We start from the raw sequence: 25,822 nt of genomic DNA on the forward strand, positions 1-25,822 counted from the left end.
TGGCACACTGGGGACCCATGTCTGAAGGTGCCCCGTCCGAGCCCGCCCGCGCCGACGATCTGCGCACGACCGAGGTCGACCTCGGCGGTCTGGTCAACGTCCTCGCCACCCACCTCTACTCCACCCCGCTGGTCGCCCTGCGCGAACTCGTCCAGAACGCGCACGATTCGCACACCCGCCGGTTCCTGGAGGACCCGGACGGCACCCTCGCCGACGACAGCCGCCCGGTGATCCGGGTGCGCGCGGACGGCGCCCGCCGGACGGTCTCCGTCGAGGACACCGGTGCCGGCCTCACTGAGCCCGAGATCCACGCCTACCTCGCCACCGTCGGCACCGGCTACACCCGGATGCTGCGCGAACTGACCGGCGACCAGAAGCTGATCGGCGCCTTCGGCCTCGGCTTCCTGTCCGCCTTCTCGGTCGCCGACGAGGTCACCGTCACCACCACCTCGCACCGCGAGCCGCACCTCGGCCACCGCTACCGCAGCCGCGGCGGCGAGCAGTACCGGGTCGAGCCGGTGCCGGCCCGGCCGCGGCCGGGCACCGTCGTCGAGCTCGCCCTCAAGCCCGAGCACGGCCACCTCGCCGACGAGCACGCGCTGCGCGAGGTCCTCAGCCGGTACTGCGTGCTGCTGCCGATACCGGTGCACGTCGGCGACGACGAGCAGCCCGTCAACGACGTCCCGGTGCCCTGGCGCCAGGCCCACCCGTCGCCCGCCGCCACCCCTGCCGCGGACGCTTCGCGCCGCCCCGCCGAGGGGGACTCGTACGAGGCCCGGATGCGCTTCGCCACCGCCTTCGGCCGCCGCTTCGAACCGCTCACCGCCTTCCCGCTGCGGCCCGTCCGGCCGGAGGGGGCCGCCGAGGGCGCCACCGACGCGGTCGGCCTGCTCTGGGTCCAGGACGGCGGCACCTACGGCAGCAGCGACAACCGCGACCTCGCCGTCTACCTGCGCGGCATGCTGCTCGCCGAGGACGCCCGCGACCTGCTGCCCGGCTGGGCCGGGTTCATCGGCGGCGTGGTCGAGTCCGACCGGCTCACCCCCACCGCCAGCCGCGAGGACCTGCAGCGCGACGGCCACTACCGCGCGCTCCAGCGCGCCCTCGCCGACGCCGTCGTGGACGGCCTGTACGAGACGGCCCGGCTGCGGCCCGCCGCCTGGCGCCGCATCCTCACCCGGCACGGCCAGGACCTGCTCGGCGCCGCGCTCTGCGACGACCGGCTGTTCACCCTGCTCGCCGACGACGTCCCGGTGCCCACCTCGCAGGGCGACCTCACCGCGGGTGCGCTCCGGGCGGCCGGGGGAGGAGTGGTGCACGTCGCGCTCGGCAGCGGCGGCGGCTTCGAGGAGATGCTGTACCGCGCGATGCGGGTGCCGGTCGCCCGCGGCGACCGCTACGCCGTCCTGCCGTTCCTGCGCCGCTACGCGCAACTGCGCGGCTGCCGGCTGGTCGAGCTGGGCAGCGAGCACGGCGACCGCGCGCTGTTCCGCGACCCGGAGCGCCCGCTGCCGGCCGAGGAGACGGCCTGGCTGGCCGGCGCCCTCACCGACCGGGGCGAGCGGCTCGTCCCGGCCCGGTTCGACCCGCCGGGGCTGCCGCTGGTGCTGGTGCCGGACCGCGAGGCCGAGCTCAAGGCCCGGATCGAGGACGACCGGGCCGACGCCCGGATCCCGTCCGCCGCGCTGCGGCTGGCCCGCGCCTTCACCGCCCGCACCGACGGCGAGGTCCGGGCCCGGCTGTACCTCAACCTGGACTGCCCGGCGGTGCGCGACCTGCTCGCCGCCTACCGCGCCGGGCACACCGGCAGCGCGACGGCGGCCGGGCTGCTCCGCTCGGTCAAGGTGATCATGGCCGCGGCCGGGCCGGCCGGTTCGAGCGGCGGCGACCTGACCGCCGCGCTGTCCGGCGTCGGCACGGCCGTCTCGGCACTCACCGCCGCCGTCCCGGCCGGCCTGGCGGAGGTCCCGGACAGCCCGGGCGCGCTGCCGGAGGGGCCGTGACGGCCGGCCCGGCCGCCCCGGGTGCAGCGGCCGGGCCGGGACGGATTGTCAGTGGGCCCTGGTAGACCACTCATCAGCACCATGCAGGGGGAGACGACATGACCACCGACATCTGGGCCTGGGTCCACGACGCGCACCGGCAGCTGTCCGAGGCCGGCCACCACCGGCTGGCCGAGGCCATGTACGCGCTCCCCGGCCACGCCAACGAGGGCCGCGACGACCAGCTCGACGCGGTCTACCCGGAGGCGGTGGCCGCCGCCCGGGCGCTCGGCCTGCCCTGGGTCGAGGTCTACCTGCGGCACTGGCGGATGCAGAACCTGCTGAACAAGCGCCACCAGGGCGAGCAGGCGCTGCCCGAGGCGGTCGACCTGCTGGAGTTCGCGCACCGGGAGGAGACCGTCGGCTGCCCGCAGTCGGTCTGCGTGGTGCAGGACTTCGCGATCTGCCACGCCCGGGTGGACGGCCCCGGCTACGTGCCGCAGCGGCTGGAGGTGCTGGGCGAGACGCTGGCCCGGATCGAGCCCGGCCGGGCCTGCTTCGACTGCCTGTCCCGCGAGTACTCCGACGCGCTGGAGGACGACGGCCGCCCGGCCGACGCGCTCAGCCACCTCGACACCGCCGCCGCCCGCATCCAGGCCGCCGGCGAGCGGCTCTCGCTGCACTTCCAGCACGCCCGGGCCGGCACGCTCCACCTGCTCGGCCGGCACCAGGAGGTGCTCGACCTGCTCGACACGGCCGAGCGGGCCGAGCGCGCCCGCGGCCACGAGCCGGACGAGAGCGACACCCGCTGGGGCGCCCTGCTCCGGGCCCGCGCGCTGGCCTCGCTCGGCCGCACCGAGGAGGCGATGGCGCTGCTGCCCGAGCGGGCGGAGGCGGAGCGGCACGCCGACCTGCGGCCGGTCTGGACGCGCACGGTCGAGCTGCTGATCGCGGCCGGCGCCGTCGAGAACGACGCCGAGCTGGGCGCGGTGCTGGCCGGCTGGGTCGGCTATCTGGACGGCACCGGCTCGCACCGCCCGTGCGTGGACCTGCTGCTGGCGGCCGGCCGGCTGGCCGTCGCCCGCGGGGCCCGCACGGTGGCGCTGACGCTGGCCGGGACGGGCGAGCGCAAGCTCGCCCAGCTGGTCCGCACCGAGGGCGTGGCCGAGGAGGTCGCCGCGCTGCGGGCGGCCGCCGAGGCGCTGCCGGTGCCGGAGCTGCCGGTGCCGGCCGACGAGCTGATGGCGTACCTGGCCGAGGCCGGGGTGCCCTACGAGACCGGCGCCGACCTGCTCTCCGTCGCCCTGGACCGGTACCGGGGTGAGCAGGCCGGCGCCTCCGAACTGGCCGGGGTGCTGGCCGTCGTGCTGGGCGGCCTGGGCCACGCCCGGGCCGCCGCCGACGTGCTGTGGCGGCGGCTGGACGCCGACCCGGGCAACGAGCACCTGACCGGCACGCTCGGCCAGGTCCTGATCGAGGCCGGGGACACCGAGGGCCTGCGCCGCCTCGCCGACCGGCTGGCCGCGACCAGCCCGGCCGAGGCGCACTGGATACGGGCCCGCTGGGCCGCCGCCGAGGGCCGCTGGGCCGAGGTGCTGGAGCAGTGCGGCGCGATCCTGGCGCTGGACGGCAGCCGGATCAACACCCGCCGGCTGGCCGCCTCCGCGGCCACCGCGCTGGGCGACCACGTCACCGCGCAGCGGCTCTACCAGGAGCTGCTGGAGCACGCCGTGCCCGCCGAGGGCGCCGGCGAGGACGCACTGCACCGCACCGTCCAGGAGCCCGATCTCTGGCACCTGATCACCGCCGCGACCGCCAACCGGGACTGGGCCGTGGTCCGCTCCACCGGCGCCCGGATCGGCATCGAGTTCGACGAGCCGGCGGGCCCGGTGGACGAGGAATGGCAGCTGGTCACCGTCCGCGCCACCCGCACCAACGGCGCGACGGCCGACCTCCCGGCCGTGCGCACCGGCCCGGCCACCGCCCGGGTCCTGCCGGTGCTCGGCGACGACCTGACGCTCAACCACGGCGACGTGGTGGTGTTCGCCCCGGCGCTGCTGGAGCCGTACCCGGCCGAGGACGCCCCGGAGGAGGAGCGGGAGGGCTGGCGCCCGGTGTTCGAGGTGCTGACCCTGCTCGACCCGGCCGGCTTCACCACCTACTGGATCGACGGCGGCCGGCCCGGCGAGGAGGCGTGGGCCGCCCTGCGCGAGGAGCTGGACCGGGCGGGCTACGCGGTCTGGGCGTACAGCGGCGAGCAGTACCGGATCACCGACCCGGCGGACGAGGACGGGACGCTGCCCGGCCTGTACGCGGCGGTCGGGGTCCCGCCGACCGCCTCGGCCGCCGAGGCCGACGCGCTGCTGCACCGGCTCACCGGCGACTGGCCGCACCCGCTCGCCTGGCTGGACCTGGCCAGGGCGGCCGGCGCGGACACCGCCCGGCACGAGGGAATCGTCGAGCGCTACGGGCTCTGAGCCGCGGTTCCCCGGCCCCCGGGTGGCGGCCGGGGAACCTTTCCGGTCGCGGACGAGTCTTTGTCAATGCTTTACCTTCGCATTGCCGAGCCTCGACCTCCAGGAGCGTCCGCGGGCTGCTCTGGGGCGCCGGCGTGACGGTGCTCGGCTACTTCCTGGGGCAGATCGTCTTCGTCCGGGACAACATCGAGGCCATCCTGATCGCCATCGTGCTGCTCTCGGTGGTCCCGGTGGCGTTCGAACTGCTGCGGGCCCGCCGTTCCGGCAGGCCGTCCACGGCCGTGCGGGAGCACCACCGCGCCGGGTAGGCGCCCGCCGGGCCGCCCACCCGACACCCCGGACATGTGCGCCGAGCAGTTCGATCAGGCAAGGTGTCATCAGCGATCGAACAGTGGCCGGGCGGCCACCAGGGGCGGCAAGGAGCGGAAGTGCCGAAGCGGGGCCGACCGGGTGCGGGCAAGCGGACGAGGGGAGGCCGGGCGGTCCGTCAGGCGCGGCAGGCGCCGCCGAAGCCGGTGCCCCCTGCCGAGGCACCGCCCACCGAGGGCCTGTTGGGCCACCCGGCGCCGGTCGTCGAGCCCACCGTCGTCATCCCGCTCGTCCCGCCCGTGCCCGAGACCAAGGGCCTGCTGACCCCTGAGCCGGAGCCCAGGCCCGAGCCGCAGCCGGAATCCCAGCCGGAGCCCCAGCCCGAACCCGGGCCGCACCCCGAGCTGGTCGTCGACGCGTCCGCGGCCGCAGCCGCCGCGGACGCCGTCCGGGCGCGCCCGGCCCGGCGGCGCTCGGTCGCCGAGGACACCCTCACCCCCGAGGAGTGGCGAGCGGCTGGCTACACCCCGCCCACCGGCATCCCGATCCCGGACCTCACCGCCGGCGCCCCCGGCGAGGCGCCCTGGCCGGACCGGATGCGCACCCTGCTGCGCACCCCGATGTCCGAGCGGCCGTCCTTCGAACGCACCGCCCGCGAGCTGCACCCCTCGGCCGGTGTCGCCCGCAACGTGCCTCGCATCCTCGACCTGACGCTGCGCATCGGCGAGCTGCTGCTGGCCAGCGGCGAGGCCGCCGAGGACGTCGAGGCGGCGATGCTCGGCATCGCCCACGCCTACCGGCTGGACCGCTGCGAGCCGCAGGTCACCTTCACCCTGATCGGTATCTCGCACCAGCCCTCGCTGGTCGAGCCGCCGGTCACCGCCGACCGCGTGGTGCGCCGCCGCACCTCCGACTACACCCGGCTGAACGCGGTGTACGAGCTGGTCGCGGACATCACCGCGGAGAAGGTGACGGTCAACGACGCCTACCGCCGGCTCGCCGAGATCCGCCGCAACCGGCACCCGTACCCGGCCTGGCTGCTCGCCCTGACCACCGGTCTGCTGGCCGGCGCCGCCACCTTCCTGGTCGGCGGGAAGGTCGACGACAAGGCCTGGCTGGTCTTCGCGAGCGCCTTCGTCGCGGCCGTGCTCGGCGACCGGCTGGCCTCCGCGCTGGCCCGCCGCCGGCTGCCGGAGTTCTACCAGTTCGTGGCGGCCGCGATGCCCGCCGCCGCCTCCGGGATCGTGCTGTCCTTCAACGACTGGGGCCTGCGCGGCTCGGTCGTGATCACCGGCGGCCTGTTCGCGCTGCTGCCCGGGCGCGCCCTGGTCGCCGCCGTCCAGGACGGCCTGACGGGCTTCTACATCACCGCCGCGGCCCGCCTGCTGGAGGTGATCTACCTGGTCGCGGGCATCGTGATCGGCGTGATGGTGATCCTCTACCTCGGCGTCGGCTTCGAGGCGAAGCTGCGCCCGGACGAGAGCCTGGTGGGGATCAGCTACCCGCCGGTCCAGATGGTCGCGGCGATGCTGCTGACGCTGGCCTTCGCGATGCTGCTGCAGACCGACCGCCGCACGCTGCCGCTGGTCACGCTCAACAGCGGCATCGGCTGGGCCAGCTACGGCGCGCTGGTGTACAACGCGGGCGTCAACCCGATCGCCGCCACCGGGGTGGCGGCCGGCCTGGTCGGCCTCTTCGGCCAGCTGATGGCGCGTTCGCGCAACGGGTCGGCGCTGCCGTACGTGACCGCCGCGATCGGCCCGCTGATGCCCGGTTCGGCGCTCTACCTCGGAATGCTGGCCTTCGCCCAGGGGCACTCCGGGGCCGGCCTGGTGTCGGTCTTCCGGGCCGCGGCGATCGCGATGGCGCTGGCGATCGGGGTGAACCTCGGCGGGGAGATCGCCCGGCTCTTCCTGAAGCTGCCGGTCGGCGCCGAGCTGCCGTCCCTCTACCCGGTGGTGCCGCGCCGCGCGGCCAAGCGCACCCGGGGGTTCTGACCGCGCGTTGAGCCCGGTGTTGGAGGCGCGTTGGGCTCCGGGCCATCTCCCCGCAGGCAGGACGCAGGACCAGGAACGAAGGTAAGAGGCATGACCACACTGCTGGACGGCTACCGCGAGCACATCGTCGCCGCGCACAAACAGCCGCTGTTCCTGCTGCTGGTCGGCTTCATCACGTCCTTCGTCTTCATCCGGTTCAGCGTGCGGATGATCCGCGCCCAGGTCCGCTGGTGGCCGGGCAACGTGACCCCCGGCGGCCTGCACATCCACCACATGGTGTTCGGCCTGGGCTTCCTGCTGCTCGGCGGCGTCGGCGTGTTCGCCACCTACGGCGGGCACCCGTGGATCGACTGGTTCGGGCTGGCCTTCGGCATCGGCTGCGGCCTGGTGCTGGACGAGTTCGCGCTGATCCTGCACCTGGACGACGTGTACTGGAGCGAGCAGGGCCGCAAGTCGGTGGACGCGGTGATCTTCGGGATCCTGTTCACCGCCCTGCTGCTGGTCGGGTACGTGCCGTTCGGCGCGCTGCCCGGCGAGGAGACCAGGTGGGGTCTCATCACGGTGATCTCGGTGAACGCGCTGGCCTCGGTGATCACCCTGTTCAAGGGCAAGGTGTGGACGGGCCTGCTCGGCATCATGATCCCCGGCCTGTCCTGGATCGGCGCGATCCGGCTGGCCCGGCCGAGCAGCCCGTGGGCCCGCTGGCGATACGCCGCGCGCCCCCGCCGGCGGGCGCGCGCGCTCCGGCGCGAACGCCTGCTGCACCGGCGCGCGGACCGAGCCCGCACCTGGCTCTTCGACCTGATCGCCGGCGCCCCCGACAAGGTCCCCGCCAACCACCCCGCCGCCCACCGGGTGGCCGAGCGGATGGCCGCGCGGGCCAGCGCCCACCTCGACGCGCACGCCGCCCGGGCGCTGGCCCGCCGCCGCGCCCGGCTCGCCGACCGCCGCTCGGCGGCCGCCTCCGGGGCCGCCTCCGGTACGGCGCCCGCCCGCCCGGCCTCGGCGGAGGGCGCGGCGTACGGGGCCTCCGGCAGCGGCCCGGGCCGGTCCCGCCGGGCGCAGCAGTTCCGCCGGACCGTCCGGGCCGGGCGCAGCCGGACGTACGCCGTCCGTCCGACCGGGCTGGAGCGCCGGCCCGAGCGACACCCCCACCTGCGGACGCACACCCGCCGGACGCGCCGGTAGTTCGTATACCACGGGCAACCGGCTGGACTTGAGTCCTGGTCGGATCATCCGATGGTCACTCGGCCGGCCGAGCGCGTTCGAGGTGTGAAACGCGTCCGGGTTGAGAACATGAGCGTCGTGTGACCGTTCTGTCACGTGATGGGATGATTCGTCGGTTTCCCCTCCCCGCGCTCGCAGCTGCCCCCGGCCGCTGCCCGCCCGCCGCGGTCCGAGGGCTTCCCCGCGCACGTGACCCATGAGAAGGGATGTCGCGTGGCGCGCAGACTCCTGCCGACCCTCCTGTTGTCCCTCACCGGGCTGCTCGGGCTGCTGCCCGCCGCCCAGGCCGCCCCGGCGACGGGCGAACCGGCCGTGGGCGATCCGGCCGCCGAACCGGCCCGGGGCGAGACCCCGTACCCGAGCGCCGAGGACGTCGACCGGGCCCGCGCCCGGGCCGACGGCAAGGCCGCCTCGGTCACCGCCCTGGAGGCCGCGCTCACCACCGCCCGGGCCGACCTCGACCGGGCCGGCCGGAGCGCCGAACAGGCCGTCGAGGCCTACAACGGGGCTCAGCTCGCCCTCACCCGGGCCCGTACCGAGGAGACCGCCGCCGCCCGGCGCGCCGACACCGCCGAAGCCGCCCGCACGGCGGCCGTCGAGGACGCCGCGCGGCTCGCCGCCGAAACGTACCGCCAGGGCGGCGGCGCCGAGCTCTCCGCGATCAACGCCCTGCTGGCCGCCCACGGCCCGCGCGAGGCCGGCGACCGGGCCGCCGTCGTCGGTGCGGCCAGCCGGCGCACCCGGCAGATCCTGGACGCCGCCACCGACACCGCCGCCGAGGCCGCCCGCGCCTCCGCCGCCGCCCGGGCCGCCACCGGGGCCGCCGAACGGGCCGCCACCGAGGTCGGCGCCGCGAAGGCCCGGGCCGAGGAACGCCTCGCGGCCCAGCGGACCGAGGTCGCCGCGGCCGGCGAGCGCCGTGAACAGCTGCTCGCCGAACTCGCCGCCGCCCGCGACACCACCGTGGAACTCGAACGCCGCCGCCGCGAGGCCCTGGAGGAGATCGCCGCCCGCGAGGCCGAGGCCGCCGCCCGGGCCGCCGCCGAGGCGGAGGACGCCGCCGCTGCCCGGCCGGCCGTCCAGCCGCCGCCCGCCGCCCGTCCGTGGTCCGCCGAGGGCGCGGCCGCCGCCGTCGCCTTCGCCAAGTCCAAGATCGGCCTGCCGTACGTCTGGGGCGGCGAGGGCCCGGCCGGCTACGACTGTTCGGGCCTGACCATGATGGCCTGGCGCACCGGCGGCAAGCAGCTCAACCACTTCGCCGCCGACCAGTACGCCCAGTCCACCCCGGTGACCTACCGGCAGCTCCGCCCCGGCGACCTGGTCTTCTGGACCGAGACCGGCCGCGCCGCCGACATCCACCACGTCGGCCTCTACATCGGCGACGACCAGATGGTCGAGGCCCCGCGCGCCGGCATGCCGATCAAGCAGGCCAGCCTCTGGATCATGGGCACCCCGGACTACTACGGCCGGCCCTGACGCGCCCTAGTGTTCGAACAGTGCCTCGAAGGGGGCGAGCGGGACGACGCCGCGGGCGGCGGTGGCGAGGGCGGGGTCGAGGGTGACCAGGGCGTCGGCCTGCAGCCGGGTCAGCGCCAGGTACTCGGCGTCGAGCGTGTCCGGCGCGTCCAGCCGCTCGGCGATCCGCCAGGCGGTCGACTGCAGCACCCGGTCGCCGAGCAGCCGGACGCGCAGCGCCCGCACCCGGTCGAGGGCCCGCTCGGCGTCCTTCGCGGTCAGCTCGCCCCGGCGGACGGCGCCGTAGAGCAGCGCCAGCAGCTGCGAGCGCAGCAGCGTCGGGGCGAGCAGCTTCCGCCCGTCCGGGAGCGGCCGGTCGTCCCGGGCGAGCCGGAGGGCCACCTCCGGGGTGATCACGTACGTCGCCACGGGCGTCGGCCTCCTCGGTGCGCGGGACGTTCGCCGACCAGTGAACCGCAGGAGCGCTACGGCCGCAGCGCGTCCAGCTCCTCCTCCAGCCGCCGGATCCGGCGCACCGCCCGGGCGTACAGCCAGCAGGCCGTCACCAGGCCGGTGAGCAGGGCGGTCCGGATGACGACGGAGTTCTGGTTCGCGCAGTCGCGGTGGTAGCCGTTCGGCTCGCAGGTGTCCACGAAGGCGAGGTAGCCCGTCCAGAGCCAGCCGGCCGAGACGACCAGCCACACGGCCACCGTGCCGGCCCGGCCCGCCGTGGCGCTCCTGCGCCGCGCCCGGGCGTCCTTCTCCGCGAGCAGCTCCGCGACTCCCATGATTCCCCCACAGTCCGCCGATCGAAGATCACGACGGCCGTAGGCTACTCGGCCGCGGACCGGAGGGCCTCCCGGAGCCTGCCCGGGCCGGTGCCGAGAAGAGCCGGCAGTCGGCGCGCCGATCGCCCGCGCCGGGTGGAGCCGGTGCTGACAGGCCGTCAATCGGCCGGTGTGGTCGTCGCCGTAGATGTGGGTCGCCGGGCAGGGCCCCCGGAGGCCGTCGGCACCGGCGCCGCCGGTTGTCGGAGGCGGCGGCTAGGGTGGCCGCTCCGATCGATGGAGGAGGGCGCGGTGCGACTGCGGAATGTCGAGGCGGGGGACGTCGAGGCGTACGTCCGGATGCGGTGCGACGCGGAGATGATGGCGGAGTTGGGCGGGCCGTTGCCGCGGGAGGCGGTGGAGGCGCGGCTGCGCAAGGACGTCGAGGGCGTCGCGCAGGACACCCTCTGGGCCCGGATGATCCTCGACGACGAGGGGCGGACGGCCGGCGGGGTGGTGCTCTGGTCGATGGCGGAGGGCGGCGTCACCGTCTCCGAGATCGGTTGGGCGGTGCTGCCCGAGTTCCAGGGGAAGGGCCTGGCCAAGGCGGGGGTCCGGATGCTGCTGGACGAGGCCGCCCGGGACGGCCGGTGGGGCGAGATCGAGGCCAACCCCGGGGTCACCAACGGTCCGTCCAACGGGATCTGTCGGTCGCTCGGCTTCCGGCTGCGCGGCGAACGCGACCTGGACTTCGCCGACCGCCGGCTGCGGACCAACCACTGGGTGGTCGTGGCCGGGGAGCACACCGGCGCGGCCGGGGAATGACGCGCACGAAATAAATCGGATGCCGTGCCCGTGGAGCCGCCCTACGGTGGGGCTCCATGGGCAACAGCATTGACGAGACGACCGTGGACGTCGTGAACGGGCTCACCGTCCGGGCGGTCGCCGAGGACGAAGTCGCCGCCTGGGAAAGGGCGTTGCTTCTGGGGTTCCATCGCCCGCACGTGCCGGCCGCGACCGGGCTGCGCCGTGAGGACTGGCGGCCGGGCCGCTGGCTGGCCGGCCTCGACGGCGAGCGGATGGTCGCCACGTTCAGGGGCTTCGACGTGGAGCTGACGGTGCCGGGCGGCGCCACCGTGACGGCCGACGCGATCACCAACGTGTCCGTCCTCGCCACCCACCGCCGCCGCGGTCTGCTCGGCGCCATGATGCGCCGGGAGCTGGCCGCCGCCGCCGGGCGCGGCACGGCGGTCGCCATCCTGATCGCCGCCGAGTACGCCATCTACGGCCGGTACGGCTTCGGCCCGGCCACCCGCGGCCACGGCTGGAACATCGACCTGCAGCGCGCGCGGGGGCTGCGCGAGGACCTGCCGACCGCCCCCGGTGGCCGGGTCGACTTCGTGACCATGGCGGAACTGGGCGAGATCGGGCCGGAGTTGCACGACCGCTGGCGGCTCGTCCAGCCCGGCGCGATCGCCCGCTCCGCGCAGTGGTGGAAGCGCCGCACCGGCGCGGTGGTGGACCCGGCCGAGGGCTTCTCGGAGCCCTTCGCGGCCGTCCACCGGGACGGCGAGGGCACCGTCACCGGCCTGGTGACCTACCGGGTCACCGACAGCTGGGACGGCAGCTACCCGAACTGCACGCTCAACGTCGCCGACTTCCTCGCGCTCGACCTGGCGGCGGCCGCCGCGCTGTGGCGCCTGGTCCTCTCCGTCGACTGGGTGCGCAAGGTCTCGGTGTCCAACCTCGGCCCGGACGACCCGCTGCCGCTGCTGCTCAACGACCCGCGCGGGGCCACCCCGCACGCGGCCAACGCCGACTTCACCTGGGTCCGGGTGCTGGACGTCGAGGCGGCCTTCGACGCCCGGACGTACGGGGCGCCCGGCCGGGTGGTGCTGGAGGTCGAGGACGGGCTCGGCTACGCCTCCGGCCGCTGGGCGATCGAGGTCGGCGAGGGCGGCGCCGGCCGCTGCACCCGGACCACCGACGACGCCGACATCGCCCTGGGCGCACGCGAGTTGGGCTCGATCCACCTCGGCTCGGAGACGGTCGCGCGGCTCGCCGCGGCCGGCCTGGTGACGGAGCTGCGCCCGGGCGCGGCGGCCGCCGCCGATCTGCTGCTGCGCGCCCCGCTGCAGGCCTGGACGCCGGACATCTTCTGAGCCGGCACACCGTCGGAGGCCGGACCGCGGCGGCGGTCCGGCCTCCGGCCTGTCCGAACCGGCCGCGGAATCGACCGCGGAACCGGCCGCGGAACCGGCCGCGGAGCCGGCTACTTGACGGCCGTCCTGCCGATGGTCGGCAGGATGAAGTCCTGGATGAGGCCCTTGGCGTCCCGGACGATCGGCCGGAACACCCGGTAGCGCGACAGGTTGATGACCCGGGCCGACATCGGCGTGGAGCGCCGGACGAACTCCCTGGTCCGCTCGGTGTCCGGGGTCCGGTCGAAGACCCAGTACAGCACCACGATCATCAGGTAGAGCCAGAGCACGTCGGGCAGCAGCTCGACCAGTTCGGCGTCCAGCTTCGGCGCCAGCTCGGAGCCGACCAGGACCTCGCGGAACAGCTCGACGGCGGTGGCCCGGGCCGGGTGGGACTCGTCGGAGAACGGGCTCAGCGAGCTGGTCGGGTCGGCGGCGGTGCGGAAGAACTGCGCGGAGAACTCGTGGTACGGCGCCGCCGTGTCGAGCCAGGAGGCCAGCGCGATCTCCAGGCGCTCGGTGAAGTCCCGGGTGTGCGCCATCCGGCGCCGGGCGTCGGCGGCGTGGTCGTGGGTCATCCGGTCGTAGAACCCCTGGATCAGGAACTCTTTCGCGGAGAAGTAGTAGTAGGCGTTGCCGACCGAGACGCCCGCCTCGGCGGCGATCGCGCGCATGGTGGTCTTCTCGTAGCCCCGCTCCTGGAACAGCCGCATGGCCGTCTCCAGGATCAGCGCCCTGGTCGCCTCGCTCTTGTCGGTCTTCGGCTGCGCCCGGCCGCCGGGCAGTGCGCCGCTCTCCGCGGCGGGCAGCGGCTCGCGCTCCGCCCGCGGGGCCGCCGGGGTGTCGGCGGGCCCGTGCTCGCCGTCCGTTCGGTTCGTCGCTGCCAGGTCGTCCACGGGGACGAGCCTAACCGGAGCCGGGGCCGGGGTGGTTGTCGGTGCGTACGGCACCGGATGCCCCCTCCGCATCCGGTACCGCACGCGCCGCCCCCTGAGGTGGAACACGTTCGGAAGTTCGGTGAGAGCACTCTAGGGGCATCGATTGAACGCGTTCAACTCCAACTCGTAGGAGGATCGTCACATGATCAGTTCTGAGCGCTTCGAACCGGGCGGACCGGGGGAGCCGGGCGGACGGGCCGGGCAGGGCGAGCGGGCCGAGCGGGCCGGGCAGGTCGCCGTCCGGCGCGGCGGCCCGGCGGACGCGGGCGCCGTCGCCGAGCTGCACGCGACCAGCTGGCGCACCGCCTACCGCGACCTCGTCCCCGCCGCGGCGCTCGGCGACGGGCTGGCCGACGAGCGGCACCAGCTGTGGGAGCTGCGGCTGACCGTCGACTACGGCGGCCCGGAGTGGACCCCCGAACTGCTGATCGCCGAGCGCGACGGCGAGACGGTCGGGTTCGCCTACCTCGTCCCCGAGTGGGACGGCCGGGTGCTGCTCGACAATCTGCACGTGCGCCCCGGCCTCACCGGCGGCGGCATCGGCCACGCCCTGTTCGCCGCGGCCCGCGCGCACGTCGCCGAGCGGCACCCGGCGGCCGAGCTGTACCTGGAGGTGCTGCGCGCCAACACCCGGGCGATCGCCTTCTACGAGCGCGAGGGCGGGGTGCGGACCGGCGAACAGGACGGGGTCTTCCCCGGCGGCTTCGTGCTGCCGGAGTACGTCTACGCGTGGCCGCCGGCGCGGTAGCCGGCGCGGTGGCCGGCCGGGTGCGGGCCGCGGCGGCCCGGCCGGTTCAGCCCGCGTCGTAGACCGTCACCGGCACCCCGCGGGCCACCAGCCGGGCCGTCACCAGCGGTTCGACCCGCTCCCAGCGGCCGCCGGCCAGCCCGCAGCCGATCCTCGGCATGTGGACGGAGGCGCCGAGGCCCAGCGCGTGGTCGGCCAGCTTCGCCAGCGCGGCGTCGATCGCCTCGTAGCGCACCGGCACCCCGGTGGAGCGGCCGGTCCGGATGCCGCGCTGGCCCACCAGGTTGGCCACCCAGAGGTACGGCCCGACTCGCACCAGCTGCACCGCGCCCAGCCCGAAGTCGTTCCCCGCGCGCTCCCGGTGCCAGTGCCGGTACGCGGCCTCGGGCTCGGGCCACCGGCGGGACAGCGCGAGGACGAATCCCTTGCCCCACCCGCCCAGGTCGTTGCAGACGTGGGCGATCACCTTCACGCCCTTGCCCCCGGGCGCGGTGGCATCCCCCCGGACGTAACTGATCCCCGTCATGCCCCGAACGCTAGACGGCGGCACCGACAGCCGGCGCGGGATTTTCCGGCCGACCGGCGTCCCGGCCGGCGTCCCGACCGGCGTCCAGCAGGCGCCGCCGCCCGGCCAGCCCGATCAGCAGGGCGAGGGCGGCCGCGCAGGCGGGCAGGGCGTAGCCGGTGCCCGGGGCGGTGTGCTCGGCGACCGCCCCGGCGAGCGCCGCGCCGGCCGAGATGCCGACCACGATGCCGGACACCGCCACCGCCATCCCCTCGTTCAACTGCCGCTGCGGCAGCAGGTCCTGGATCAGCGTCATCCCGGTGACCATGGTCGGCGCGGTGGCCGTGCCGGCCGCGAACAGCGCCGCTCCGAGCGGCACCAGCCCGACGCCGCCCAGCCCGGCGGCGAGCGGCAGCAACAGCACCCCGGCCATCGCGGCCACCCCGGTGAGGAACCGCGCGCCCGGCGCCCGGCGCGGCGTCAGCAGCCCGAACAGCAGCCCCGCCACGCAGGATCCGCCCGCGACCAGGCCCAGCAGCAGTCCGGCGGCGGGCTTGTGGCCGAGCGCGTCGGCGTAGGCGACGGTGGTGATCTCGGTGGAGCCGAAGACCATGCCGGTGGCCAGGAAGGTCAGCGCGAGCACCCGCAGCCCGGGCACCCGCAGCGGCGAACCGCCGCGCGGCCCGTCGCCCGCCGCCGCGGCGAGCGGCGGTTCGGTGCGCCGCTGGGCGGCGAACAGCAGGGCGCCGGTGGTGCCCAGGGCCCAGGCGGTGAGCAGTCCGGCCTCCGGGGCGAAGGTCGTGCTGAGCAGCATCCCGAGCACCGGGCCGGACATGAAGCAGAGCTCGTCCAGGGACTGTTCGAGCGAGTTGGCCAGGTGCCGGGCGGCCGGGTCGTCCCGGTACAGGTGCGCCCAGCGGGCCCGGGCCATGCCGCCGAGGTTGGGCGCGGCGGCGCCGGCGGCCCAGCAGATCGGCAGCGTCCAGTCCGGTGCGCCGAGCCGGACGCACAGCAGCAGTGCGGCGAGCGGCACGGTGACGTACAGGGCGGCCGGCACGGCGACGCGCGCCTGCCCGTACCGGTCCACCAGCCGTCCGAACAGCGGCATGCCGACCGCGCCGGTGACCAGCCCGGCCGCCGCGACGGTGCCGGCCAGCGCGTACGAGCCGCGCCGCTCGGTGAGCAGCACGACCAGCGAGACGCCGCTCATCGACATCGCGAGCCGGCCGAGCAGCCCGGCGAGGGTGAACGCGGCGGTGCCGGGGGCGGTGAACAGGCGGCGGTAGGAGGGGATGAGGGCGCGCGGGGGCATGGGGCTCCTGGGCGGAAAGGGAGTGGGGATGCCCGTCAGCTTGGCGGGGGCGGCGGCCCGCGGTCCAACACCTGTTCCGCCGCATTCACAACAGGGTGTTGTCGATCCGTCCCGGTCGCCCATGATCCCCGCGGTCCGGCCCGGTTGTTAGTCTGCCGCCCATGCCCCGTGACCTGCACCCCCGTCTGCTGCGCGGCTTCGTCGCGACCGCCGAGACCCTGCACTTCGGCCGGGCGGCCGCGGGGCTGCACGTCGCGCAGCAGGCGCTCAGCCGCGACATCCGGGCCCTGGAGGCGCTGCTCGGCGACGCGCTGTTCAGCCGCACCACCCGCAGCGTCGAACTCACCCCGGCCGGGCGGCGGTTGCTGCCCCAGGCGCGCCGGCTGCTCGCGCTGCACGACGAGATCCTGGCCGGGGCCGCGGCCGCCGCCCGGCCGCTGCTGCTCGACCTCAACAGCGATGTCGACGGCCCGGACCTGACCGCCGACCGGGTGCTCGAACGGGCCCGCGCCGCCTGGCCGGAGGGCGAGCTGCTGGCCCGTTTCCACGGCGGATTGGCGGCCGCGGCCGCCGAGCTGCTGGCGCACCGGCTGGACGCCTCGTTCGGCCGCTTCGCCGGGCTGCCCGCCGGGGTGCGCGACCAACTCGCCCAGCTGCCGGTGCGGTTGGAGCGGATGTCGGTGATGATGGCGGCCACCCACCCGCTCGCCGGCCGGCCCGCGCTGCGGCTCGCGGACCTCGCGGGGCACCCGGTCGACGTCTGCGCGGGCAACCCGGCCACCACCGAGTGGACCGACCTCGGCACCCGGCTGCTGCGCGAGCACGGACTGACGGCGGCCGCGCCGTACGTCCCGCCGGTGGGGGTGGACGAGACCGCCCGCTACCTGGCCCGGCACGGCGATCCGATGCTCACCACGGTCGGCGGGCCGCGCATCCCGGGCGCGGTGAACGTGCCGCTGGTGGAGCCGGTGCCGCTGAGCCTGGTCAGCCTGGTGCACCGGCCCGGCGAGCGCCACCCGGGGCTGCGGGCGCTGGCCGGCGCGGCCGCCGGACTCGGGGCGGCCGAGGGCTGGCTGCGGCGCCCGCCGGGCAGCTGGCTGCCCGCGCCGGACGCGGCGCTGCTGGGCTGAGCGTGCCGCGGGGCCGGTCGGGAACGGAACACCGCCCCTGCCGAGGGGGGGACCGGCAGGGACGGTGCGTTTCGGGGGCGGCCGGGTCAGGCGGCGGCCTTCACGGCGGAGATGTCGAAGCTGAGCTTGACCTTCTCGCCGATCAGCACGCCGCCGGTCTCCAGGGCCGCGTTGTAGGTCAGGCCGAACTCGGTGCGGTCGACGACGGCCTTGCCCTCGAAGCCGACCCGCTCGGCGCCGTACGCGTCGGTGGCGCTGCCGGTGTACTCCAGGTCGAGGACGACCGGACGGGTGGCGTCCTTGATGGTCAGGTCACCGTTCATCCGGTAGGTGTCGCCGTTCAGCCGCTCGACGGAGGTGCTGCGGAAGCGGATCTCCGGGTAGCTGTCGGCGGCGAAGAAGTCGCCGGTGCGCAGGTGCTCGTCGCGCTGGGCCTGGTTGGTGTCGATGCTGGCGACCTTGATCACCAGCTCCGCCGAGGAGTTGGCCGGGATGCTGCCGTCCAGGTGCAGCTTGCCGTCGTACTCGGTGAAGCGGCCCTTGACGTTGGTGACCATCGCGTGGCGGACCGAGAAGCCGACCTCGCTGTGCATGGCGTCGATCGCCCAGTCGCCGCTCAGGTGGGCGAGGTCCGGGCCGGCCGGGGTCTGGACGGCGGTGACGGTGGTGGTGGCGGTCTTGCTGCGGTTGAACAGGCCCATGGCGGGCCCACCTCCTCCTCGGGTCCGAAGCCATTTGTTTAGGCTTCAACTTGTTGACTCCACTGTAGCCCCATCTCGTACAAGTTTCAACCAATGCGTCCGGAAGAGTGTCGGATCCCCCGGTTAGGCTGCGAAGAGCCCCGCCGTCCGCCCCTGGGAGTCCCGATGTTCGTCCTGCACGCGCTGTGGCGGGCGGACGGCCGGCTGGCGCTCTGGGCCGAGGACGCCCGCGCCTACCCCCGCGCCCTGACCAGCACCACCCCCCGGTCCGACCGGCCCGCCCCGCACGCCCACCCGTACGCCTGCCCGGCCGGCGAGCTGGCCGCCCTGCTCGGCGGTATCGGCCCCGGCCTCGGCTGGCTCGCCGCGCAGGCCCCCGAACGCTGGGCCGGCCTGCTGCTCCCCACCGTCGGCGCGCTGCCCGCGCCCTCGCCCGACCTGGCGGTCACCCCGCCGCGCGGCGGCGCCGTGCTCACCCCCTGGCGGGTGCCCGCCCTGCTCTTCGAACCCGGGGCGGCCGCCCAGCTGCTCGGCGAGGTCTTCGACCCGCACTGGGCCGTCACCGACGCCGACCTGCCCGGCACCGGCCGGGTCGAGGTCGTCCACGGGCCTTCGCTGCGCTGGCTCACCGGCGTGCACGACCTCGCGTGGCGGGCGGTCGGGCACGGCCGGGTGCTGCCGCGGGCCGTCCACGGAAACGGCGACGGCGACGGCCGCCCGCAGGCCCGCTGGCGGCCCGACCTCACCCCGGCCGGGCGCCGCGAGGCCGCCGCGCTGGCGGCGGGCTGCCCGCCCGTCCTGCGGGGGGAGTGGCCCTCCGCCCCCGCCCCCACCGGCGAGGCACTGCTGGAGCACGCGCTCGGCGCCCTGGTGGACGCCGAGGCCCGCGCCGCCCTGGCCGGGGCGCCCTTCCCGGCCGGCGCCACCACCCCCGAACGCTGGCTGCAGGCCCTCACCGGCCCCGCCGCCGAGGTCGCCGCCCCGCCCGAGGACTTCGCCGCGCTGCACGACCGGCTCGCCGCCTGGTACGCCGCCGCCGAGCCCGCCGAGCCCGCGCTGCGGCTCTGCTTCCGCCTGGTCGAACCGCTCGGCCCCGACGCGGACGACCCGGAGGGCCGCCCCTCCGACGACGCCTGGCGGCTGGAGTTCCTGCTCCAGGCCGTCGACGAGCCCTCGCTGCTGGTCCGCGCCGCCGACCTGCACGAGGGCGGCGCCGCCGAGGCCGCGCTCGGCCGCGCGACCGCCTGCGCCGCCGTCGACCACGCCGCCGTCGACCACGCCGCCGGCCGGGCCGCCGACCCGGCCGACGTCCTGGTCGCCGAACTCGCCCGCGCCGCCCACCGCTGGCCCGCCCTGGACGCGCTGCGCCACCGCGCCCGCCCGTCCGCCCTGCCGCTCGACCGGGCCGGCGCGCTGGACTTCCTGCGCACCGCCGCCCCCGCCCTCGCCGAGGCCGGCTTCGGCGTGCTGCTGCCCGCCTGGTGGCGCCGCCGCCCCCGGCTCGGCCTCGCCCTGCGCGCCGCCGCCCCGTCCGCGCCCGGCTCGCTCGCCGTCGGCAGCCAGGTCGACCACGACGCCGTGGTCGCCTTCCGCTGGCAGGCCGCGCTCGGCCCGGACGGCCCCCCGCTCACCGAGCGGGAACTGGCCGACCTCGCCGCCGCCAAGCAGGAGCTGGTCCGGGTCCGGGGCACCTGGCTGGAGGCCGACCCGGCCCAGATCGCCGCCGCCCTCGCCTTCCTCGCCGAGCAGCGCGACGGCCTGCTGCCCGCCGCCGACCTGCTGCGGCTCGCCCTCGACCCGGAGGCGACCGTCGCCGGGCTGCCGGTCACCTCCGTCCGGGTGGACGGCCCGCTCGGCGACCTGCTCGCCGGGCGCACCGCCGACGCCGGGCCGGGAGCCGGCGGTTCCGCCGCCGCCGACCCGCCACCGGACTTCCGGGCCGAGCTGCGCCCGTACCAGCGGCGCGGACTGGCCTGGCTGCGGACGATGTCCGACCTCGGCCTCGGCGCCGTGCTGGCCGACGACATGGGCCTCGGCAAGACCGTCCAGACTCTCGCCCTGCTGGCCGCGGAGAAGTCCGAGGGGGCCACCGGCCCCACCCTGCTGGTCTGCCCGATGTCCCTGGTCGGCAACTGGCAGCGGGAGGCCGAGCGCTTCGCCCCCGGCCTGCGCCGGTACGTCCACCACGGCTCCGGACGCCTCGGGCCCGACCGACTCGCCGACGCCGTGCGGGGCGCGGACCTGGTCGTCACCACCTACGGGCTGGTCCAGCGCGACCTCGCCGCACTGCGCGCGATCCGCTGGCGCCGGGTCGTCGCCGACGAGGCGCAGCACGTCAAGAGCGCCGGCACCGCGCAGGCCCGGGCGATCCGCGCGCTGCCGGTCGCCCGGCACCGGATCGCCCTGACCGGCACCCCGGTGGAGAACCGGCTCTCCGAACTGCACGCCGTGCTGGACTTCGCCAACCCCGGCCTGCTCGGCCCGGCCGAGCGCTTCAAGGAGCGCTACGCGATCCCGGTCGAGCTGCACCGCAACCCCGAGCGCACCGGTGAACTCCGGCGCCGCACCGCGCCGTTCGTGCTGCGCCGGCTCAAGTCCGACCCGGCGGTGGCGGCCGAGCTCCCGGCCAAGCAGGAGATGACCGTCTGGTGCAACCTCACCGCCGAACAGGCCGGCCTCTACCAGGCGGTGGTGGCCGACCTGCTGCGGCGGGTCGAGGGCATCCGGGGCGTGGAGCGGCGCGGCACGGTGCTCGCCGCGATCGGCAAGCTCAAGCAGGCCTGCAACCACCCGGCCCAACTCCTGCACGACGGTTCGCCGTTGGGTGAGCGCTCGGGCAAGGTCGCCCGGCTCGCCGAGCTGCTGGAGGAGGCGCTGGCCGAGGGGGACCGGACGCTGGTCTTCACCCAGTACGCCGAGTTCGGCGCGATGCTCCGCCCGTACCTGGAGCGCCGGCTCGGCGAGGAGGTGCTGTACCTGCACGGCGGCGTCCCGCGCGCCCGCCGGGAGGAGCTGGTCGAGCGCTTCCAATCCCCGGGCGGGCCACGGGTGTTCCTGCTCTCGCTGCGGGCCGGCGGCACCGGCCTCAACCTGACCGCCGCCAACCAGGTGATCCACCTGGACCGTTGGTGGAACCCGGCGGTCGAGGAGCAGGCCACCGACCGCGCGTTCCGGATCGGCCAGCGCCGGGACGTCCAGGTCCGCCGCCTGGTCTGCGTCGGCACCGTCGAGGAGCGGATCGACGAACTCCTCGCCGCCAAGCGCTCGTTGGCCGAGGCCGTGGTGGCGGAGGGGGAGCACCGGCTCACCGAGCTGCCGCTCGACGAGCTGCGCGAACTGGTCACCCTGACCCGCGAGGACGCCGTCGCCGAGGAGGACGCGTGAACGAGCAGCCGCCGCGACAGCCTGCCCAGGACGCCCCGATGGTCAACGTCGCCGCCTACTGGCGCGGCGACTTCACCCTGCGGCCGGACGCGGACGACACCGGGGCGGACGTCACGCCGGACGCCTCCTCGCTCGCCCGCCTCGGCCGCGCCGGCATCACCGCGCACGGCCGCGACCTGGCCGCCCTGCTCGCCCCCGCCTACGACGCCTTCCGGGCCTGAGCCCCGCCCGCTGCCGTGCGGTAGCGTCCCGGCCGTGACCGACACCGCCGACGCCCGCCCGGCCGGCGTCGCCGAGCCCGGTCCCGGCGTCGGCGTCGGCACCGCCACCGGTACCGGGCGGGCTTGACCCTCGACCAGGTCGAGCCCGCAGAGTCATCCGCATGGAGAGCGAGCTGCACAGCATCGGCGCCCTGTCCCGCGCGAGCGGCCTGGGCGTCGGCACCCTGCGCTACTACGACAGCGCCGAGGTGCTCGCCCCCGCCTGGGTCGACCCGCAGACCGGCTACCGCTGGTACCGGCCCGACCAGCTCGCCGACGCCCGGCTGCTGGCCCGGCTGCGCCGGGTCGGCCTGCCGCTGGCCGGCATCCGCGCGGTGCTCGCCGCCGCGCCCGGCAGCGGCGCGGGCCACCGGGTGCTCGACGCGCACCTGCGCCGCCTGGAGGACGGTCTCGCCGACGCCCGCCGTGAGCTCTCCCTGATCCGCACGATGATCGACCAGAGGGAGCAGCCGATGACCACCACGCCCGCCGGAGTCCGCCTCGCCGTCCCCGCCGGGGAGCTGGCCGCCGCCCTGGACGCGGTCCGCTTCGCGGTCGGCGGCGACCCCGAACTGCCCTCCCTCGCCGGGGTGTTGTTCGAGCCGGACGGCCCGGTGCTGCGGCTGGTCGCCACCGACCGCTACCGGATGGCGTTCGCCGAGGTCCCGGCCGCCGGAGCGCCCGAGGAACCGAGCGCCGGCATCATCGTCCCGACCCCGCTGGTGGACGCGCTGCGCGCGCTGCTCGCCGCCGGCCCGGCCGAGGCGGTGCTCACCCTCGGCGGCGGCCTGGTCCGGGCCGAGGCCGGCGGGCACCGGATCGAGGGCGCCGCCCTGGACTTCGACTACCCCGACCACCGGGCCGTCACCAGGCTCGAACCGCGGCACCGGATCACCCTGCCGGCGGACGAACTGCGCGCCGCCGTCGCCACCGGTGCCACCCGCACCGTTCCCTCCGGCCCGCACGGCGCCGACTGCGAGGTCACCGTCCTCACCCCCACCCCGGACGGCCGGCTCACCGTCGCCGCCGAGCCGGCCGGCGGCCCGGGCATCGCCGTCAACCGTGACTTCCTGCTGGACGCCCTCACCGCCGGGCGCCCCGAGCAGCTGCTGCTCGAACTCGGCGGCCCGATCGCCCCGCTCGCCGTCCGCACCCCCGGGCGGCCCGGCACCTTCTCCGTCCTGATGCCCGTCCGCCTGCCCGACCCCGACGCCGACCCCGACGCCGGCTCCGTCGCCGCCACCGCCTGAGCCGTTTGCTGCCGCTAGCGCCCTGCTTGCATTTGCAAGCGGGGTGTTGCAGGCTGTCGGCATGGCCTCACTGAACGTCGGCTCGCTGGGCGAGTACATCCGGGAGCAGCGCCGGAACGCGCAGTACTCGCTGCGGCAGCTGGCGGAGGTCGCCGGCGTGTCCAACCCGTACCTCAGCCAGATCGAGCGAGGGTTGCGCAAGCCGAGCGCGGAGATCCTGCAGCAGATCGCGAAGGCGCTGCGGATCTCGGCGGAGACGCTGTACGTCCAGGCCGGGATCCTGGAGGAGCGGCGGGGCGAGGGCCACGAACTGCGGGCCTCGATCCTGGCCGATCCGCTGATCAACGAGCGGCAGAAGCACGCCCTGCTCGCGGTCTACGACGCCTTCCTCAAGGAGAACGCCGCCCCGGCCGCCGACGCGACGACCGACGGCCCAGCCGCCCAGAACACCCACCGGGAGGACCGGTAACCATGCCGATCACGGACGAGATCAAGAAGACCCTCACCGACCCGACCCCGCTGTACGCCCTCGCCGGCGCCGGGGACCTGGCGTACGAGAAGCTGCGCGAGGTGCCGGGCCGGGTGGAGGCGCTGGCGACGGACCCGAAGGGCGCCCAGGAGAAGGCGGCCGCCCGGTTCCAGGAGGCGCAGTCGCTGGTGGCCGAGGCGCAGGCCAAGGTCACCGAGGCGGTCACCGCCCTGCCGACCGACCTCAAGGGGCTGCAGGAGCGCGCCCAGGGCTTCGCCCTCCAGCAGGTGGCCCGCGCGGTCGAGCTGGCGGTGAAGGCCCGGGAGACGTACGACGAGCTGGCCGAGCGCGGCAAGGTCGCGGTGGAGAAGGCCCGCCCTGGCGCGCCGGCGGATCCGGGCGTGGAGCCGGAGCCGGAGTCGGTCCAGGTCGAGATCGAGCCGGCCGCGGCCGAGCCGGTCGAGGACGCCCCCAGGGCCGCGCCGAAGAAGACCGGCCGCGCCCGGAAGGCCGCGGACGACCGGTCGGACGGCCACCGCTAGGAAGGCGTGAAGAGCCGCCGAACGGGGCACATCCGGTGACTGCGGGACGTTGAGAGCAGAGCGGACGGTCACCCGTGCCAGGATGGGCGGCCGGGCGCCGCAGAACGGACGACGGAGGAGACCGCGATGGGTGGAGTGTTCCAGATCTTGGCCCTGGACTACCTGAACCCGTTCTGGTGGGCGGCGGTGGCGATCCTCGGCTTCAAGCTGTACGCCCTGGTCGACGCGGCCGTCCGCCGCGAGGACGCCTACCGGGCGGCCGACAAGAAGACCAAGCAGTTCTGGCTGGTGATCCTGGGGATCGCGTTCGGCCTGGACCTGCTGTTCGGGGCGATGCCGCTCTCCAGCTTCCTCACCCTCGCCGGGCTGGTCGCGGCGATCGTCTACATGGTGGACGTCCGCCCGGCGATCCAGGCGCTCACCGGCCGCGGCGGCGGCCGCAGCAACTCGGGCCCGTACGGCCCCTGGTGAGCGGGCGCCGGACACGGCAGGCGCCGAACACGGCGGTCACGGAACGACGTCGGCCCGGCCGGGGAACCCCCCGACCGGGCCGACGCGCGTCCGCCGGGCGTCAGCCCAGGATCAGCTGCACCGGGTTGCGCTCCAGCAGCAGCACCGCGACGTCGTCCGTCAGCGCGCCGCCGTTCAGCTCCTCGACCTCGGCGATGGCGCTGTCGACCAGCCGGCCCCTGGTCAGTCCGGCGCCCTGGTGGTCGGCGACCAGGTCCGCCAGGCCGTCCTGCCCGAGGCGCCGCGACCCGGCCCCGACCCGACCCTCGATCAGGCCGTCGGTGTAGAGCAACAGCCGCCAGCCGGGCTGGAGTTCGACCTCGTGGGCGGGCCAGGCGGCCTGCCCGTCGTGGCAGGGCAGCAGGCCGAGCGCGGGCCCGGCGAGGTCGGCGGGCAGGGTGACCGGGCGGTGGTCGCGGCCGAGCAGCAGCGGCGCGGGGTGCCCGGCGAGGTAGAGCCGGGCCCGTTCGCAGACGCCGAGCGAGTCGAGGTCGGCGCCCGTGCGGCCGGGCTCGATCACGAGCATGCAGAGCGTCGCGAAGATCTCGTCGCTGCGCCGCTCGTGCTCCAGCACGTGCTGGAGGGTGGTGAGCAGGGCCTCGCCGGTGAGGCCGGCGAAGACCAGGGTGCGCCACGCTATCCGGAGCGCGACGCCGAGCGCGGCCTCGTCCGGGCCGTGGCCGCAGACGTCGCCGATCACCACGTGCACGGTGCCGTCGTCGGTGCGGACGGCGTCGTAGAAGTCGCCGCCGAGCAGGGCGCGGCGCCGGCCCGGGCGGTAGCGGCGGGTGAAGGAGAGCCCGGCGCCGTCGAGCAGCGGGGTGGGCAGCAGGTGGCGCTGCAGGCGGGCGTTCTCCTGGCCGCGCAGTTCGGCCTCGACCAGGCGGCGCTGGGACTCGTCGGCGCGCTTGCGTTCGACGGCGTAGCGCAGTGCGCGGGCCAGCAGCGGGCCGTCCGTCTCGTGCTTGATCAGGAAGTCCTGGGCGCCGGCGGCGACCGCGGCCGCGCCGAGTTCCGCCCCGGCGGCGTCGGTGAGCACCACGACGGGGGTGTGCGGGGCGCGGCGGAGCAGCTCGTGCAGGCCCTCCAGCCCGTCCGAGGCTCCCCCGGCCTCGACGGCCGGGAGGTGCGCCCAATCGGGGCGCGGCAGGTCGGCGGGGGAGGCGAGGTCGAGCAGCACGCAGTCGAACTCGGGGCCGCGGGCGCGCCCGCGCCGGGCGGAGGGGGCGGGCGGGGCCAGCAGTTCGGTGGCCTGGTCCAGCCCGCGGGCCCAGTGCAGGGCGATCGAGGTGCCGCTCTCGGCGGCCGCGGCCTTGATCAGCTGGGCGTCGGAGGCGTCGTCCTCGATGACCAGCAGCCGCAGCGGCGCGGCGCCGGCGGCGGCCTCGGCCGGTGCCGGGGCGTCGCCCAGGTGGGAGGCGCGGGTGCGGGGGTGAGGTATCGGGGGAGCGGTCGCCGGGCCGGTGGCGGTCGGGTGGTTGCGGGCACGGCTGTGGCGGACGCCGTCGTGGGCGTCCGGCTGGTCCGCGGCACCAGGTGCCCGCCCGTCTCCCGTTGCGGGCATCGGTGGTTCCTCCCTTTCCCCGCATGCGTAACGGCCGGCGTCCGTCCGCAGTGCCCGGCTGGCACCGTGCGGCGGGGAACTTCTCGCGACCATA

General features: G+C 76.0%; 23 protein-coding genes. 16 read left to right on the forward strand and 7 right to left on the reverse strand.

Annotated elements, in window-relative coordinates; translation table 11 throughout:
• The first annotated feature begins 17 nt into the window (after positions 1-17).
• The 6 genes from ACPC54_RS12205 (at position 18) to ACPC54_RS12230 (ending at position 9,468) form a co-directional block, all read left to right on the forward strand.
• A complete protein-coding gene (locus tag ACPC54_RS12205) occupies positions 18-2,003 on the forward strand; it encodes an ATP-binding protein (RefSeq protein WP_498964025.1) in 1,986 nt (661 codons plus the stop codon).
• Positions 2,004-2,101: 98 nt separating this feature from the next.
• Complete coding sequence (locus tag ACPC54_RS12210; protein ID WP_498964027.1) at positions 2,102-4,459, forward strand: tetratricopeptide repeat protein; 2,358 nt, start codon at positions 2,102-2,104, stop codon at positions 4,457-4,459.
• A gap of 134 nt (positions 4,460-4,593) precedes the next feature.
• The gene (locus tag ACPC54_RS12215; RefSeq protein ID WP_498964029.1) at positions 4,594-4,767 is read left to right on the forward strand and encodes a hypothetical protein; all 174 of its coding nucleotides are present in this window, start codon (positions 4,594-4,596) and stop codon (positions 4,765-4,767) included.
• 207 nt (positions 4,768-4,974) lie between these two features.
• Positions 4,975-6,765 carry a threonine/serine exporter family protein gene (locus tag ACPC54_RS12220; protein ID WP_498964031.1) on the forward strand — a complete coding sequence of 597 codons (1,791 nt, stop codon included), beginning with the start codon at positions 4,975-4,977 and terminating at the stop codon, positions 6,763-6,765.
• Positions 6,766-6,855: 90 nt separating this feature from the next.
• A complete protein-coding gene (locus ACPC54_RS12225; protein WP_498964033.1) occupies positions 6,856-7,953 on the forward strand; it encodes a hypothetical protein in 1,098 nt (365 codons plus the stop codon).
• A gap of 252 nt (positions 7,954-8,205) precedes the next feature.
• A complete protein-coding gene (locus ACPC54_RS12230) occupies positions 8,206-9,468 on the forward strand; it encodes a C40 family peptidase (RefSeq protein WP_498964035.1) in 1,263 nt (420 codons plus the stop codon).
• 6 nt (positions 9,469-9,474) lie between these two features.
• Here ACPC54_RS12230 and ACPC54_RS12235 read toward each other — a convergent pair whose 3' ends face one another.
• Together ACPC54_RS12235 and ACPC54_RS12240 are read right to left on the reverse strand one after the other, a co-directional pair.
• On the reverse strand, positions 9,475-9,876 hold the full coding sequence (locus ACPC54_RS12235; RefSeq protein WP_498964037.1) for a type II toxin-antitoxin system VapC family toxin: 402 nt from the start codon (positions 9,874-9,876) through the stop codon (positions 9,475-9,477).
• 56 nt (positions 9,877-9,932) lie between these two features.
• Positions 9,933-10,235 (reverse strand): hypothetical protein, encoded by a 303-nt coding sequence (locus ACPC54_RS12240; protein WP_498964039.1) that lies wholly within the window; start codon positions 10,233-10,235, stop codon positions 9,933-9,935.
• Between the two features lie 291 nt (positions 10,236-10,526).
• Here ACPC54_RS12240 and ACPC54_RS12245 point away from each other — a divergent pair, with 291 nt between their 5' ends.
• Together ACPC54_RS12245 and ACPC54_RS12250 are read left to right on the forward strand one after the other, a co-directional pair.
• Entirely contained in the window at positions 10,527-11,039 is a 513-nt protein-coding gene (locus ACPC54_RS12245) for a GNAT family N-acetyltransferase (RefSeq protein ID WP_498964041.1), read from the forward strand.
• Positions 11,040-11,095: 56 nt separating this feature from the next.
• Positions 11,096-12,376: a GNAT family N-acetyltransferase gene (locus ACPC54_RS12250; RefSeq protein ID WP_498964043.1), complete on the forward strand. Its 1,281-nt coding sequence runs from the start codon at positions 11,096-11,098 to the stop codon at positions 12,374-12,376.
• A gap of 110 nt (positions 12,377-12,486) precedes the next feature.
• Here ACPC54_RS12250 and ACPC54_RS12255 read toward each other — a convergent pair whose 3' ends face one another.
• Positions 12,487-13,311 carry a TetR/AcrR family transcriptional regulator gene (locus ACPC54_RS12255; protein ID WP_498964045.1) on the reverse strand — a complete coding sequence of 275 codons (825 nt, stop codon included), beginning with the start codon at positions 13,309-13,311 and terminating at the stop codon, positions 12,487-12,489.
• Between the two features lie 184 nt (positions 13,312-13,495).
• Between ACPC54_RS12255 and ACPC54_RS12260 the strand changes: the two genes are divergently transcribed.
• Positions 13,496-14,101, forward strand: a complete 606-nt coding sequence (locus tag ACPC54_RS12260; protein WP_498964047.1) for a GNAT family N-acetyltransferase — start codon at positions 13,496-13,498, stop codon at positions 14,099-14,101.
• 46 nt (positions 14,102-14,147) lie between these two features.
• Here ACPC54_RS12260 and ACPC54_RS12265 read toward each other — a convergent pair whose 3' ends face one another.
• Together ACPC54_RS12265 and ACPC54_RS12270 are read right to left on the reverse strand one after the other, a co-directional pair.
• A complete protein-coding gene (locus tag ACPC54_RS12265) occupies positions 14,148-14,627 on the reverse strand; it encodes a macro domain-containing protein (protein WP_498964049.1) in 480 nt (159 codons plus the stop codon).
• 10 nt (positions 14,628-14,637) lie between these two features.
• A complete protein-coding gene (locus tag ACPC54_RS12270; RefSeq protein WP_498964051.1) occupies positions 14,638-15,918 on the reverse strand; it encodes an MFS transporter in 1,281 nt (426 codons plus the stop codon).
• Between the two features lie 161 nt (positions 15,919-16,079).
• On the opposite strand from ACPC54_RS12270, the gene ACPC54_RS12275 reads away from it, so the two are divergent.
• On the forward strand, positions 16,080-17,048 hold the full coding sequence (locus ACPC54_RS12275) for a LysR family transcriptional regulator (RefSeq protein WP_498964053.1): 969 nt from the start codon (positions 16,080-16,082) through the stop codon (positions 17,046-17,048).
• 86 nt (positions 17,049-17,134) lie between these two features.
• Here the strand turns inward: ACPC54_RS12275 and ACPC54_RS12280 are convergent, their stop codons facing one another.
• Positions 17,135-17,749: a YceI family protein gene (locus tag ACPC54_RS12280; protein WP_498964055.1), complete on the reverse strand. Its 615-nt coding sequence runs from the start codon at positions 17,747-17,749 to the stop codon at positions 17,135-17,137.
• A 165-nt stretch (positions 17,750-17,914) separates the two neighbouring features.
• Here ACPC54_RS12280 and ACPC54_RS12285 point away from each other — a divergent pair, with 165 nt between their 5' ends.
• The 6 genes from ACPC54_RS12285 (at position 17,915) to ACPC54_RS12310 (ending at position 24,125) form a co-directional block, all read left to right on the forward strand.
• Complete coding sequence (locus ACPC54_RS12285) at positions 17,915-21,133, forward strand: SNF2-related protein (RefSeq protein ID WP_498964057.1); 3,219 nt, start codon at positions 17,915-17,917, stop codon at positions 21,131-21,133.
• Complete coding sequence (locus tag ACPC54_RS12290) at positions 21,130-21,354, forward strand: hypothetical protein (protein WP_498964059.1); 225 nt, start codon at positions 21,130-21,132, stop codon at positions 21,352-21,354. Before ACPC54_RS12285 ends, ACPC54_RS12290 begins: the two co-directional genes overlap by 4 nt.
• Before the next feature lie 161 nt (positions 21,355-21,515).
• On the forward strand, positions 21,516-22,643 hold the full coding sequence (locus ACPC54_RS12295) for a DNA polymerase III subunit beta family protein (RefSeq protein WP_498964061.1): 1,128 nt from the start codon (positions 21,516-21,518) through the stop codon (positions 22,641-22,643).
• Between the two features lie 61 nt (positions 22,644-22,704).
• Positions 22,705-23,112 (forward strand): helix-turn-helix domain-containing protein, encoded by a 408-nt coding sequence (locus ACPC54_RS12300; protein WP_498964063.1) that lies wholly within the window; start codon positions 22,705-22,707, stop codon positions 23,110-23,112.
• Positions 23,113-23,114: 2 nt separating this feature from the next.
• Positions 23,115-23,654: a hypothetical protein gene (locus ACPC54_RS12305; protein ID WP_498964065.1), complete on the forward strand. Its 540-nt coding sequence runs from the start codon at positions 23,115-23,117 to the stop codon at positions 23,652-23,654.
• Positions 23,655-23,780: 126 nt separating this feature from the next.
• Positions 23,781-24,125 (forward strand): DUF2516 family protein, encoded by a 345-nt coding sequence (locus ACPC54_RS12310; protein ID WP_498964067.1) that lies wholly within the window; start codon positions 23,781-23,783, stop codon positions 24,123-24,125.
• 100 nt (positions 24,126-24,225) lie between these two features.
• On the opposite strand, the gene ACPC54_RS12315 is transcribed toward ACPC54_RS12310, so the two are convergent.
• The gene (locus tag ACPC54_RS12315; protein WP_498964069.1) at positions 24,226-25,728 is read right to left on the reverse strand and encodes a PP2C family protein-serine/threonine phosphatase; all 1,503 of its coding nucleotides are present in this window, start codon (positions 25,726-25,728) and stop codon (positions 24,226-24,228) included.
• Positions 25,729-25,822: the final 94 nt, after the last annotated feature.

It is taken from the genome of Kitasatospora sp. NPDC094028, assembly GCF_049543595.1.
Classification (GTDB): Bacteria; Actinomycetota; Actinomycetes; order Streptomycetales; family Streptomycetaceae; genus Kitasatospora.

Coding starts and splice junctions, on each gene's coding strand:
- ACPC54_RS12205 (WP_498964025.1), top strand. CDS start 18: ATGTCTGAAGGTGCCCCGTCCGAGCCCGCCCGCGCCGACGATCTGCGC.
- ACPC54_RS12210 (WP_498964027.1), top strand. CDS start 2,102: ATGACCACCGACATCTGGGCCTGGGTCCACGACGCGCACCGGCAGCTG.
- ACPC54_RS12225 (WP_498964033.1), top strand. CDS start 6,856: ATGACCACACTGCTGGACGGCTACCGCGAGCACATCGTCGCCGCGCAC.
- ACPC54_RS12240 (WP_498964039.1), bottom strand. CDS start 10,235: ATGGGAGTCGCGGAGCTGCTCGCGGAGAAGGACGCCCGGGCGCGGCGC.
- ACPC54_RS12250 (WP_498964043.1), top strand. CDS start 11,096: ATGGGCAACAGCATTGACGAGACGACCGTGGACGTCGTGAACGGGCTC.
- ACPC54_RS12260 (WP_498964047.1), top strand. CDS start 13,496: ATGATCAGTTCTGAGCGCTTCGAACCGGGCGGACCGGGGGAGCCGGGC.
- ACPC54_RS12265 (WP_498964049.1), bottom strand. CDS start 14,627: ATGACGGGGATCAGTTACGTCCGGGGGGATGCCACCGCGCCCGGGGGC.
- ACPC54_RS12270 (WP_498964051.1), bottom strand. CDS start 15,918: ATGCCCCCGCGCGCCCTCATCCCCTCCTACCGCCGCCTGTTCACCGCC.
- ACPC54_RS12275 (WP_498964053.1), top strand. CDS start 16,080: ATGCCCCGTGACCTGCACCCCCGTCTGCTGCGCGGCTTCGTCGCGACC.
- ACPC54_RS12280 (WP_498964055.1), bottom strand. CDS start 17,749: ATGGGCCTGTTCAACCGCAGCAAGACCGCCACCACCACCGTCACCGCC.
- ACPC54_RS12285 (WP_498964057.1), top strand. CDS start 17,915: ATGTTCGTCCTGCACGCGCTGTGGCGGGCGGACGGCCGGCTGGCGCTC.
- ACPC54_RS12295 (WP_498964061.1), top strand. CDS start 21,516: ATGGAGAGCGAGCTGCACAGCATCGGCGCCCTGTCCCGCGCGAGCGGC.
- ACPC54_RS12300 (WP_498964063.1), top strand. CDS start 22,705: ATGGCCTCACTGAACGTCGGCTCGCTGGGCGAGTACATCCGGGAGCAG.
- ACPC54_RS12305 (WP_498964065.1), top strand. CDS start 23,115: ATGCCGATCACGGACGAGATCAAGAAGACCCTCACCGACCCGACCCCG.
- ACPC54_RS12310 (WP_498964067.1), top strand. CDS start 23,781: ATGGGTGGAGTGTTCCAGATCTTGGCCCTGGACTACCTGAACCCGTTC.
- ACPC54_RS12315 (WP_498964069.1), bottom strand. CDS start 25,728: ATGCCCGCAACGGGAGACGGGCGGGCACCTGGTGCCGCGGACCAGCCG.